This window comes from Streptomyces cinnabarinus, assembly GCF_027270315.1.
GTDB lineage: Bacteria > Actinomycetota > Actinomycetes > Streptomycetales > Streptomycetaceae > Streptomyces > Streptomyces cinnabarinus.
On record NZ_CP114413.1, the window covers coordinates 3,622,384 to 3,633,843 of the forward strand.

15 protein-coding genes and 1 tRNA gene are annotated in these 11,460 nt (G+C 68.5%); 4 read left to right on the forward strand and 12 right to left on the reverse strand.

The window, feature by feature from the left end; all coding sequences use genetic code 11:
• Positions 1-4 precede the first annotated feature (4 nt).
• A tRNA-Leu gene (locus tag STRCI_RS16235) sits at positions 5-91 on the forward strand.
• 4 nt (positions 92-95) lie between these two features.
• Here the strand turns inward: STRCI_RS16235 and rdgB are convergent.
• The 4 genes from rdgB to STRCI_RS16255 all read right to left on the reverse strand — a co-directional run bounded on the left by rdgB (position 96) and on the right by STRCI_RS16255 (position 2,320).
• Positions 96-698, reverse strand: a complete 603-nt coding sequence (gene rdgB, locus STRCI_RS16240; protein ID WP_269659671.1) for an RdgB/HAM1 family non-canonical purine NTP pyrophosphatase — start codon at positions 696-698, stop codon at positions 96-98.
• 10 nt (positions 699-708) lie between these two features.
• Positions 709-1,110 carry a hypothetical protein gene (locus STRCI_RS16245; RefSeq protein ID WP_269659672.1) on the reverse strand — a complete coding sequence of 134 codons (402 nt, stop codon included), beginning with the start codon at positions 1,108-1,110 and terminating at the stop codon, positions 709-711.
• Positions 1,111-1,256: 146 nt separating this feature from the next.
• On the reverse strand, positions 1,257-1,994 hold the full coding sequence (rph, locus tag STRCI_RS16250) for a ribonuclease PH (RefSeq protein WP_269659673.1): 738 nt from the start codon (positions 1,992-1,994) through the stop codon (positions 1,257-1,259).
• A 92-nt stretch (positions 1,995-2,086) separates the two neighbouring features.
• Positions 2,087-2,320, reverse strand: a complete 234-nt coding sequence (locus tag STRCI_RS16255) for a PTS sugar transporter subunit IIB (protein ID WP_269659674.1) — start codon at positions 2,318-2,320, stop codon at positions 2,087-2,089.
• Positions 2,321-2,497: 177 nt separating this feature from the next.
• Between STRCI_RS16255 and STRCI_RS16260 the strand changes: the two genes are divergently transcribed.
• Together STRCI_RS16260 and STRCI_RS16265 are read left to right on the forward strand one after the other, a co-directional pair.
• Positions 2,498-3,790, forward strand: a complete 1,293-nt coding sequence (locus STRCI_RS16260) for a PTS transporter subunit EIIC (RefSeq protein WP_269659675.1) — start codon at positions 2,498-2,500, stop codon at positions 3,788-3,790.
• Between the two features lie 135 nt (positions 3,791-3,925).
• Complete coding sequence (locus STRCI_RS16265; RefSeq protein ID WP_269659676.1) at positions 3,926-5,176, forward strand: PTS transporter subunit EIIC; 1,251 nt, start codon at positions 3,926-3,928, stop codon at positions 5,174-5,176.
• A 63-nt stretch (positions 5,177-5,239) separates the two neighbouring features.
• Here the strand turns inward: STRCI_RS16265 and STRCI_RS16270 are convergent, their stop codons facing one another.
• Complete coding sequence (locus tag STRCI_RS16270; RefSeq protein ID WP_269659677.1) at positions 5,240-5,992, reverse strand: MBL fold metallo-hydrolase; 753 nt, start codon at positions 5,990-5,992, stop codon at positions 5,240-5,242.
• A gap of 213 nt (positions 5,993-6,205) precedes the next feature.
• Between STRCI_RS16270 and STRCI_RS16275 the strand changes: the two genes are divergently transcribed.
• Complete coding sequence (locus STRCI_RS16275) at positions 6,206-6,634, forward strand: type II toxin-antitoxin system PemK/MazF family toxin (protein ID WP_269659678.1); 429 nt, start codon at positions 6,206-6,208, stop codon at positions 6,632-6,634.
• A 17-nt stretch (positions 6,635-6,651) separates the two neighbouring features.
• Here STRCI_RS16275 and STRCI_RS16280 read toward each other — a convergent pair whose 3' ends face one another.
• The 7 genes from STRCI_RS16280 to clpS form a co-directional block, all read right to left on the reverse strand.
• Positions 6,652-7,602, reverse strand: a complete 951-nt coding sequence (locus STRCI_RS16280; protein WP_269659679.1) for a PLP-dependent cysteine synthase family protein — start codon at positions 7,600-7,602, stop codon at positions 6,652-6,654.
• A gap of 5 nt (positions 7,603-7,607) precedes the next feature.
• Complete coding sequence (locus STRCI_RS16285) at positions 7,608-7,886, reverse strand: MoaD/ThiS family protein (RefSeq protein ID WP_269659680.1); 279 nt, start codon at positions 7,884-7,886, stop codon at positions 7,608-7,610.
• A gap of 95 nt (positions 7,887-7,981) precedes the next feature.
• Positions 7,982-8,077 carry a putative leader peptide gene (locus STRCI_RS43385; protein ID WP_336298799.1) on the reverse strand — a complete coding sequence of 32 codons (96 nt, stop codon included), beginning with the start codon at positions 8,075-8,077 and terminating at the stop codon, positions 7,982-7,984.
• A gap of 79 nt (positions 8,078-8,156) precedes the next feature.
• A complete protein-coding gene (locus STRCI_RS16290) occupies positions 8,157-8,579 on the reverse strand; it encodes a M67 family metallopeptidase (protein ID WP_269659681.1) in 423 nt (140 codons plus the stop codon).
• A gap of 153 nt (positions 8,580-8,732) precedes the next feature.
• Positions 8,733-10,160: an amino acid permease gene (locus STRCI_RS16295; RefSeq protein WP_269659682.1), complete on the reverse strand. Its 1,428-nt coding sequence runs from the start codon at positions 10,158-10,160 to the stop codon at positions 8,733-8,735.
• Positions 10,161-10,513: 353 nt separating this feature from the next.
• Positions 10,514-11,116 (reverse strand): DUF2017 domain-containing protein, encoded by a 603-nt coding sequence (locus tag STRCI_RS16300; RefSeq protein ID WP_269659683.1) that lies wholly within the window; start codon positions 11,114-11,116, stop codon positions 10,514-10,516.
• 12 nt (positions 11,117-11,128) lie between these two features.
• Entirely contained in the window at positions 11,129-11,446 is a 318-nt protein-coding gene (gene clpS / locus STRCI_RS16305; protein WP_155054666.1) for an ATP-dependent Clp protease adapter ClpS, read from the reverse strand.
• Positions 11,447-11,460 lie beyond the last annotated feature (14 nt).

Below are 11,460 nucleotides of genomic sequence, written 5' to 3' on the forward strand. Positions count from 1 at the left end.
TCCGGCGGCCGTGGTGGAATTGGCAGTCACGCTGGGTTTAGGTCCCAGTGGGGTAACTCCCGTGAGGGTTCGAGTCCCTCCGGCCGCACCAGTCTCTAACCGAGCAGCTCCCGCACGACGGGCACCAGCGCCCGGAACGCCTTGCCCCGGTGGCTGATCGCGTTCTTCTCCTCCGGGGTCAGTTCCGCGCAGGTTCGGGTGTCGCCGTGCGGCTGGAGGATGGGGTCGTAGCCGAAGCCGTTGGTGCCGGACGGGGTGTGGCGGAGTACGCCCCGGAGTTGGCCCTCGACCACTCGCTCGCGGCCGTCCGGCAGTGCCAGGGCCGCCGCGCAGGCGAAGTGGGCGCCTCGGTGGTCGTCGGAGATGTCCGACAGCTGGGCCAGCAGGAGCTGAAGGTTCGCGGTGTCGTCTCCGTGGCGTCCCGCCCAGCGGGCCGAGAAGATGCCCGGGGCGCCGTTGAGGACGTCGACGCAGAGGCCGGAGTCGTCGGCCACCGCGGGCAGGCCCGTGGCCTGGGCCAGGGCGTGGGCTTTGAGGAGGGCGTTCTCGGCGAACGTCACTCCGGTTTCCTTCACGTCCGGGATCTCCGGGAACGCGTCCGCGCCGACGAGGTCGTGGGGCAGACCCGCGTCGGCGAGGATGGCGTGCAGCTCGGTGATCTTTCCGGCGTTGCGTGTGGCGAGGATCAGGCGGGTCATGCCCCCAGTATCAGGGGGTGCAGACCTTGGTCAGTTCGCCGGCCGCGTCGGTGACCGGGGTGAGGTCGGGTGTCTCGTCGCCGTTCTCGATGGCCGTACGGACGTTGTCGACCGCCGCGGCAAGGTCGTCGACGGCCTTGTTGACGTCGGCGTTGTCGGTCTTGTCGCCGACCTCTTCGAGGTTCTTGTCGATGGCGTCGAGGGACTCGTCGATCTGCGTCGGGTCGTTCGCGGCGGACTCCACGGCCTGCTGGAGTTCGGTCACGCTGTCGGCGACGGCTTCGGCGGTCTGGACGCAGTCCAGCGCCTTGCTGACGGCATCGCAGCCGGTGGTCAGTCCCACGGTCAGCCCTACGGCCGCCACCGCGGCGACGATGGTGATACGGCTCCGACGGCGTCGGCTCGCGCCCATGCTGGTGTCCCTCCCGTGCTCAGGCCCTCTTGGCAGGCCCCCGTGCCTGGCCGGGCGCACGACGGTGTGTCGTACGCCCGTACCCCTAGTGACGCCGGGGCGGTCGGCCTGGTTGCCTGCGCCGGACGCCCGTCTTGGTGCGTCCTTTACTTTTCGAGGACGGTATCAAGTGCGCTGCGCTGCAGGACAGCGAGTTCGGTGCAGCCCGAAACCGCCAGGTCCAGCAGGGAGTTCAGTTCGTCGCGGGCGAAGGGTTCCGCCTCGGCGGTGCCCTGGACCTCGACGAAGCGTCCGTCGTCGGTGCAGACGACGTTCATGTCGGTCTCGGCCCGGACGTCCTCCTCGTAGCAGAGGTCGAGGAGCGGGACTCCGCCGACGATGCCCACCGACACCGCCGAGACGGTTCCGGTCAGGGGCTGGCGGCCGGCCTTGATCAGCTTCTTGCCCTGGGCCCAGGAGATGGCGTCGGCGAGGGCGACGTAGGCGCCGGTGATCGCCGCGGTGCGGGTGCCGCCGTCGGCCTGGAGGACGTCGCAGTCGAGGACGATGGTGTTCTCGCCGAGCGCCTTGTAGTCGATGACGGCGCGCAGGGAGCGGCCGATGAGGCGGCTGATCTCGTGGGTTCGGCCGCCGATCTTGCCCCGGACGGACTCGCGGTCGCCGCGGGTGTTGGTGGCGCGGGGCAGCATGGAGTACTCCGCGGTGACCCAGCCCTCGCCGCTGCCCTTGCGCCAGCGCGGGACGCCTTCGGTGACGGAGGCGGTGCAGAAGACCTTGGTGTCGCCGAAGGAGACGAGGACGGAGCCCTCGGCGTGCTTGCTCCAGCCGCGTTCAATGGTGACGGGGCGGAGCTGTTCGGGGGTGCGGCCGTCGATTCGAGACATGGCGACGAGCCTAGCCGTACATGTGGAAGGGGCCGCTCCCCCGGTGGGAAGTGGCCCCTTCGCGTGAACCCGGCCGTTTCAGGGCCCGGGGCTCACATCATGTCTTCGATCTCCGCTGCGATCGGGTCGGCGTCGGTGCCGATGACGACCTGGATCGCCGTGCCCATCTTGACGACTCCATGGGCGCCGGCCGCCTTCAGGGCCGCCTCGTCGACGAGGGAGGCGTCGCTGACCTCGGTGCGCAGGCGGGTGATGCAGCCCTCGACCTCTTCGATGTTGGCGATGCCGCCGAGCCCGGCGACGATCTTCTCAGCCTTGCTGGCCATGTTGTTTCTCCCTGATCCGAACCGCTTTGTCGCAGTAACCCACAGTTGGCCCATCTTCGCGAGCGGTCATGCCGTACGTGCCGAATGATGGCGATCACGACAGCGGAACCGTTCCGTCAACTGGTCTACACCACCTGGCGGACGCTCGCCAAACCCGCTCTCAGCTAAGGGGTCCGGATGAGTTCCGACGAGGCGCTGAGCCCTGCCCGGGTGCGCTGGAACAAGCTGTTCCAGGGCCTGCAGAAGATGGGCCGCAGTCTTCAGCTCCCGATCGCCGTGCTGCCCGCCGCGGGCATCCTCAACCGCCTTGGCCAGCCAGATGTGTTCGGCGACGAAGGTCTGGGCTGGACGGACGTCTCCAAGGTCATGGCGGGCGCGGGCGGCGCGCTGCTGGACGGGTCGCTCGGCCTGCCGCTGCTGTTCTGCGTCGGGGTCGCGATCGGCATGGCGAAGAAGGCGGACGGCTCGACCGCGCTCGCGGCGGTGACGGGCTTCCTCGTCTACTACCAGGTGCTGCGCCAGTTCCCCGAGGACTGCCCGGACGGCACGGAGTCGGTCCCGAACATCGGCTGCCAGGGCACCGCCGACGGGGCGGTGGAGGCGTTCACCTACCAGAACCCCGGGGTCTTCGGCGGCATCGTGATCGGCCTGCTGACGGCCTTCTTCTGGGCCCGCTACCACCGCACCAAGCTGGTGGACTGGCTGGGCTTCTTCAACGGCCGCCGGCTGGTGCCGATCATCATGTCGTTCGTCGCGATCGCGTTCGCGGCGCTGTGCCTGTGGGTGTGGCCGCCGATCGGTGACGCGCTGGAGAACTTCAGCGACTGGCTGAGCGACGCGGGCGCGTGGGGTGCGGGCATCTTCGGTGTCGCGAACCGGGCCTTGCTGGTGATCGGTCTGCACCAGTTCCTGAACGTGCCCATCTGGTTCCAGTTCGGCACGTACACCAAGCCGGACGGCACCGAGGTGCACGGCGACATCAACATGTTCCTGGCGGGCGACCCGGACGCGGGGCAGTTCCTGTCCGGGTTCTTCCCGATCATGATGTTCGCGCTGCCGGCCGCGGCGCTGGCGATGACGCACTGCGCGAAGCCGCATCGCCGCAAGGAGGTCGGCGGTCTGATGCTGTCGGTCGCGCTGACCTCGTTCGTCACCGGCATCACCGAGCCGATCGAGTACTCGTTCCTGTTCATCGCGCCGCTGCTGTACGCGGTGCACGCGCTGCTGACGGGTGTGTCGATGGCGGTGACATGGGGGCTCGGGGTGCACGACGGGTTCAGCTTCTCCGCCGGCCTCATCGACTACATCATCAACTGGAACCTGGCGACCAAGCCGTGGCTCATCATTCCGATCGGGCTGGCGTTCGCAGTCGTGTATTACGCGATCTTCCGGTTCGCGATCCTCAAGTTCGATCTGAAGACGCCCGGCCGGGAGCCGGAGGACGAGGTGGAGGACGTCACGAAGGTCTGACGCGGAGCGTCGAATAACGGTTGAGCAACCCGCGGTTCCTGCACCGGAATCGCGGGTTCCTTATGCGCCCTTCATCGTGCTACAACAGGTCTACACCACTGAGTGGTGTAGACCACCACCCGATGGAGGAAGTCTATGAGCACCGCCACCGCATCGGCGGCCCCCACGAAGAAGTGGGGATCCGGCCTGTTCCAGGGTCTTCAGAAGGTCGGCCGCAGCCTCCAGCTCCCGATCGCCGTACTGCCGGCGGCGGGCATCCTGCTGCGGCTGGGCCAGCCCGACGTGTTCGGCGCCGACGGTCTCGGCTGGAACAAGGTCGCCTCGGTCTTCGCCACCGCCGGCGACGCCGTCTTCGCCAATCTGCCGCTGCTGTTCTGCGTCGGCATCGCCATCGGCTTCGCCAAGAAGGCCGACGGCTCCACCGCCCTGGCGGCGCTGGTCGGCTTCCTGGTCTACAAGAACGTACTGACCGCGTTCCCGATCACCGAAGCAAAGGTCACCAAGGGTGCGGACGTCGCCGCCACCTACAACGACCCCAAGGTCCTCGGCGGCATCATCATGGGCCTCATAGCCGCCGTCACCTGGCAGCGCTTCCACCGCACCAAGCTCCCGGACTGGCTGGGCTTCTTCAACGGCCGCCGCCTCGTCCCGATCCTGATGGCCTTCATCGGCACCCTCGTCGGTGTCTTCTTCGGCCTGGCCTGGGAGCCCGTCGGTGAGGTCATCACCAACTTCGGTGAGTGGATGACCGGTCTGGGCGCCGCGGGCGCGGGCATCTTCGGCGCGATCAACCGCGCGCTGCTCCCGGTCGGCATGCACCAGTTCGTCAACACGGTGGCCTGGCAGGAGATCGGCTCCTTCACGGACTCCGCGGGTGCCGTCTGGCACGGCGACCTGCCGCGCTTCTTCCACGGTGACCCGACCTCCGGCCAGTTCATGACCGGCTTCTTCCCGATCATGATGTTCGCCCTCCCGGCCGCCGCCCTGGCGATCACGCACACCGCCCGTCCCGAGCGCCGCAAGGCCGTCGGCGGCATGATGATGTCCCTCGCGCTGACCTCGTTCGTCACCGGCATCACCGAGCCGATCGAGTTCGCGTTCATGTTCATCGCGCCGCTGCTCTACGTCATCCACGCGCTGCTGACCGCCGTCTCCATGGCCGTCACCTGGGGCCTCGGAGTGCACCACGGCTTCAGCTTCTCGGCCGGCGCGATCGACTACTTCCTCAACTGGAACCTGGCCACCAAGCCCTGGATGATCATCCCGATCGGCCTGGCCTTCGCCGCCATCTACTACGTCGTCTTCCGCTTCGCCATCACCAAGTTCAACCTCACCACCCCGGGCCGCGAGCCCGAGGAGGAGGTCGAGGACCTCACGAAGGCGTGAGCCCCGCACGATGACGAAGGCCCCGGTACCGAAGAGGTACCGGGGCCTTCGTGTGCGTATCCGCTAGATCTCGTACGTCTGCCTCGGCGCCGCCAGTGTCACCGGCCCGTCGTAGACCGCTCGCGCGTCGGCGAGGTTGGTCTGGGGGTCGGTCCACGGGGGGATGTGGGTCAGGACCAGGCGGCGGGCGCCCGCGCGGACCGCCGTCTCGCCCGCCTCACGGCCGTTGAGGTGCAGGTCGGGGATGCTCTCCTTGCCGTGCGTGAAAGCGGCCTCGCACAGGAACAGGTCCGTGTCCCGGGCGAGTTCGTCGAGCACCGGGGTCACCCCCGTGTCTCCGGAGTACGTCAGGGACTTCCCGCCGTGCTCGACGCGGATGCCGTACGCCTCCACCGGATGCGCCACGCGCTCGGTGTGCACGGTGAACGGGCCGACCTCGAAGGTGGACGGCTTGACCGTGTGGAAGTCGAAGACCTCGCTCATGGAGGACGCGGAGGGAGTGTCGGCGTAGGCGGTGGTCAGCCGGTGCTCCGTGCCCTCGGGTCCGTAGACCGGGATCGGGGCGCAGCGGCCGCCGTCGTGCCGGTAGTAGCGCGCGACGAAGTAGGCGCACATGTCGATGCAGTGGTCGGCGTGCAGATGACTCAGGAAGATCGCGTCGAGGTCGTAGAGACCGCAGTGGCGCTGCAGCTCGCCAAGGGCGCCGTTGCCCAGGTCGAGGAGCAGCCGGAAGCCGTCGGCCTCGACGAGGTAGCTCGAGCAGGCCGATTCCGCGGACGGGAACGACCCCGAGCAGCCGACGACGGTGAGCTTCATGAAGCAGAAACCTCCGCTGGCGGGGAAATCCGGATAGGGGGCGACGGGGGTCGTGCGGTTCGTCGAGCGTAAGGCGCAAAACGTCCGGTCGCTCCTCCGCCAAGGGCTGTTGTGGGCGAACTCACCTGTGGTGTCACCGGTTCGGCTGGCAGCGGGGCGCATGAGGCGCGAGAAGGGCGCGCGCGGGGTGGCGCGCGCCGGTAACGTCGTCGTATGGACACGTCCTGGTGGCTGGCGCTCGCGGCGGTGGTGCTGCTGGCGCTGGTCGCCGCGCTGGTGGACGGGTGGGGGCGCAGGCCCGCCGGGCGGCCGGGGCGGCGGCGGACAGCGATGCGGCCGCGGCCCACGGAGATCTGGTGGGCGAGCGTGCCGTTCGAGGACCGGCCCGGTGCGAAGGACCGGCCGTGTCTGGTGCTGGCGGTGCACGGCAGGCGGGTCCGCGTCGCGAAGATCACCAGCCGCTACCACGACGAGCGTTCCGGGGTGATTCCGCTTCCGCCGGGTGCGGTGAGCGATGCCCAGGGCCGCGCGAGCTTCCTGGAGACGGACGAGCTGCGCGAGGTGCCGGTGTGGGACTTCCGGCGAAAGGTGGGAGTGGTGGACCCGGTCCTGTGGGACCAGGTCCGTCACCTGGCGTCGTAGGAGTCAGGCGGGCGGGCCTACGCCCAGAGCTGGCCCTGCAGCGTCTCGATCGCTTCCTCCGTCGTCGGCGCGGTGTAGACGCCGGTCGACAGGTACTTCCAGCCGCCGTCGGCCACGACGAAGACGATGTCGGCGCTCTCGCCCGCCTTCACGGCCTTGTTCCCGACGCCGATCGCGGCGTGCAGGGCCGCGCCGGTGGAGACGCCGGCGAAGATGCCCTCCTGCTGGAGCAGCTCGCGGGTGCGGGTGACCGCGTCCGCGGAGCCGACGGAGAAGCGGGTGGTGAGGACGGAGGCGTCGTACAGCTCGGGGACGAAGCCCTCGTCGAGGTTGCGCAGGCCGTAGACGAGATCGTCGTAGCGCGGCTCGGCGGCGACGATCTTCACGTCCGGCTTCTGCTCCCGCAGGAAGCGGCCCACGCCCATCAGCGTGCCGGTGGTGCCGAGGCCCGCCACGAAGTGGGTGATGGAGGGGAGGTCGGCGAGGATCTCGGGGCCGGTGGTCGCGTAGTGGGCGCCCGCGTTGTCCGGGTTGCCGTACTGGTAGAGCATCACCCAGTCGGGGTGCTCGGCGGACAGCTCCTTGGCGACGCGTACGGCGGTGTTGGAGCCGCCCGCGGCCGGGGAGGAGATGATCTCGGCGCCCCACATGCCGAGCAGGTCCCGGCGCTCCTGGGAGGTGTTCTCGGGCATCACGCACACCATGCGGTAGCCCTTGAGCTTGGCGGCCATGGCCAGCGAGATGCCGGTGTTGCCGCTGGTGGGCTCCAGGATGGTGCAGCCCGGGGTGAGCCGGCCGTCCTTCTCCGCCTGCTCGATCATGTGCAGGGCCGGGCGGTCCTTGACCGAGCCGGTGGGGTTGCGGTCCTCCAGCTTGGCCCAGATCCGGACCTCGGCGGACGGCGACAGCCGCGGCAGGCGCACCAGAGGGGTGTTGCCCACCGCGGCCAGCGGGGAGTCGTAGCGCATTCGGATCAGACCATGCCGCCGGCCACGGCCGGCAGGATCGTGACGCTGTCGCCGTCGGTGAGCTTGGTGTTGATGCCGTCCAGGAAGCGGACGTCCTCGTCGTTCAGGTAGACGTTGACGAAGCGGCGCAGCTGCTCGCCGTCCACGATGCGGGCCTGGATGCCCGCATGCCGGGTCTCCAGGTCGGTGAACAGGTCGGCGAGGGTGTCCCCGGAGCCCTCCACCGCCTTCTGACCGTCGGTGTACGTGCGGAGGATGGTGGGGATGCGGACCTCGATGGCCATGGCAAGGGGCTCCTGTCGGAAAAGTGGTCTGGTCTCGGTGGGCGCGCGGCGGCGGCGCGCGGCGTCTGTGCGGCGGTACGGCTACAGCGGGACGGTCAACAGATGGCGCTGTTCAGCCTGCACAGGTCGACGTGCAGCCGCGCAACGAGCAGTGTGCCCGGCGCCCTGTCGCTCACGTCGAGAAGAACCATGGGCTCATCGTATCGATTCCCGGACCGGCTCCTGGAGTGTGATCTCACCTGCCGGACATAAACCATCCACGCAATGGGATCAGTACGCCTCCACGACCTTGACCTCCTCCTCGGTCACCTCTCCCTCCAGGATCCGGAAGGAGCGGAACTGGAAATCTCCGAGGCCGTCGGTGTCGGCGGTGGAGACGAGGACGTAGTGCGCGCCGGGCTCGTTGGCGTAGGAGATGTCCGTGCGGGAGGGGTAGGCCTCGGTCGCGGTGTGGGAGTGGTAGATGACCACCGGCTCCTCGTCCCGGTCGTCCAGCTCGCGGTAGAGCTTGAGCAGATCGCCGGAGTCGAACTCGTAGAACGTGGGCGACATGGCCGCGTTCAGCATGGGGATGAAGCGCTCGGGGCGGTCGGTCCCGGCCGGCCCCGCGACGACGCCGCACGCCTCGTCTGGGTGGTCCTTGCGCGCGTGCGCGACGATCTGGTCGACGAGGGCCTGGGTGATGGTCAGCATGCTGGCCAGGATAAGCAGAGGGGCCACCCCGTACCGAGGAGTGGTACGGGGTGGCCCATATGCCGGACAGCTGAGGCACCCCAGGGGCGCGGGGAACTGCGCGACCAGCCAGGACGGCGCCGCAGCCGAAGACCGGCCCTCTCAGTGAAGCGTCTAGCCGACCTTCTCGAACTCCGGCTCGCGTCGCTGCGTGACCTCGGGGTTCCGGGACTTCAGCACCAGCCAGCCGGCACCGAGCGCCGCGGCCCAGCCGGCCATCACGTACAGGCAGACCCGGGAGTCGGCGTCGTAGGCGATGAGGCCGGTGACGAAGAGCAGGAAGACGATGGCGACCCAGCTGCACTTCGCGCCGCCCGGGGCCGGGAAGGACGAGGCGGGCAGGCGGCCCGCGTCGACCGCGCGGCGGTACAGGACGTGGCTGACGAGGATCATGAGCCAGGTCCAGATGCCGGCCGCGGTGGCGACGGAGACGACGTAGCCGAAGGCCTTCTCCGGGACGATGTAGTTCAGCACCACGCCGATGCCCATGAAGACGACCGAGACGCCGATGCCAAGCGCGGGCGTCTTGGTGGAGGACAGCTTGCTGAAGACGCGCGGGGCCTCGCCGTTGTCGGCCAGGGTGCGCAGCATGCGGCCGGTGGAGTACATGCCCGAGTTGCAGGACGACAGCGCGGCGGTGAGCACCACGAAGTTGACGATGCCGGCGCCGGCCGGGATGCCGATGACCGCGAAGGCCTTCACGAAGGGGCTGACGCCCTCGGCGAACTCGGTCCACTTGACCACGCACAGGATGACGGTGAGGGCACCGACGTAGAAGAGCGCGATGCGCCAGGGCAGGGTGTTGATCGCCTTGGGGAGGGTCTTCTCGGGGTTCTCCGACTCGCCCGCGGTGACGCCGACCAGCTCGACGGCGAGGTAGGCGAACATGACGCCCTGGAGGGTCATCAGGGAGGAGCCGATGCCCTTGGGGAAGAAGCCGTCGAAGGCCCAGAGGTTGGAGACCGCGGCGGTGTCACCGGCGGAGCTGAAGCCGAAGGTGAGGACGCCGAGGCCGATCACGATCATGCCGATCAGCGCGGTCACCTTGACCATCGAGAACCAGAACTCGATCTCGCCGAACAGCTTCACCGAGATCAGGTTGGCCGCGAACAGCACCACCAGGAAGACCAGGGCCGTGACCCACTGCGGGACCTGCGGGAACCAGTAGTTGACGTAGATCGCGGCTGCCGTCAGTTCGGCCATACCGGTGACGACCCACATCAGCCAGTACGTCCAGCCGGTGAAATAGCCGAAGAACGGGCCGAGGAACTCGCGGGAGTACTCCGCGAAGGAGCCCGAGACCGGGCGGTACAGGAGCAGCTCGCCGAGCGCCCGCATGATGAAGAAGATGATGACGCCCGCGAGGGCGTACATGAGGATGAGGCTGGGACCGGCCTTGGCGATGTTCGCCCCGGCCCCCAGGAAGAGGCCGACGCCGATGGCGCCGCCGATGGCGATCATCTGGACCTGGCGGCTGCCGAGGCCGCGCTCGTAGCCCTCTTCTTCCGGAGCCTTCTCCGTGTCGACCTGAGCGGAGGTCATGTATTCGTGCGCCTTTCTCCACGCCGAACCGGGCCTCTCGTCGGCCTCGGATCGGTTCTCGATCCCCCCGGATTGATGGAGCGGTGCCTGGCCGACGATGGTCGGCTCGGTGGCGCACCCGGCCGAACATTCGGGTGGTGTTCGGTCCGAGCGGTCGTGAAGATCTATCACGGCCGCAACGTTGATCGCCGGGGTCGCATGTGGCGCATCACATAGGGAGAAGGGCGCAAACGGTCGACAAAAGGGACACAGCAGGCCAGGAGGGTGACGCGATCGTTATTCGGATTTGAGCGTCCGCTGAGCGAACGCGCGGAACGGTCACAACCGTCACCATCAGGGCATCTGCAGGGAGTTCACGGCATCAGCGTGGAGACGAGGGACTCCTGGAGCCCGCCCAGCCAGAGGTAGGCCATCACCATCGGCTTACGGGGGTCCTCGTCCGGAAGCCGGTAGAGCAGGTCCGTGTCGTCCTCGTCGACGATGTCCAGCCGGGAGCCGATCGCCAGGCGCAGGTCGTTGAGGGAACTGAGCCATTGCCGGGACTCCCCCGGCGCCAGCTTCAGCACCGCGCCGCCGTCACCGGCGGAGCTGAGCTCGTCCAGGGAGCGGATCACCGCGAGGGCGTTCTCCCGCTTGCCGGCCCGCAGGTCGTTCTCGGTGTAGCGGCGGAACTCGGCGGAGTACGCGCGCTCCTCCTCGGCCTGCTGGGGCCCCGGGGTGCCCTCGGGGTCGCTGTAGGCGTCGGGGAAGAGCCGGCGCAGCACGGGGTCGGAGGGCGGTTCGCTCGGTCCGTCGGCGAAGAGCTCGGCGAGCGGGTCGTCGGGCTTGTCTGCGCCGGGTCCCGGGCCGATCAGCTCCAGGAGCTGGACGGCCAGTGACCGGATGATGGAGATCTCGACGTCGTCGAGGGCGACGGCCGCGCCGCCGCCGGGGAGCGGTTCGAAGGTTCCTGGCATCAGCGCTGGTCGCTACTTCCGGTCCTGCTGGAGGGTGGCCCACAGACCGTAACCGTGCATGGCCTGCACATCGCGTTCCATCTCCTCGCGGGTTCCGCTGGAGACGACCGCCCGGCCCTTGTGGTGGACATCGAGCATGAGCTTGGTGGCCTTGTCCTTGGGATAGCCGAAGTACGTCTGGAAGACGTACGTCACGTAGCTCATGAGGTTGACCGGGTCGTTGTGGACGATCGTGACCCAGGGGACGTCGGGCTCGGGAACGGCGAAAACCTCTTCCGCCGACTCGGTGCGTTCGATCTCTACGGGAGCGGGTGACGTCACATGGCCCATGCTGCCACGCCCCC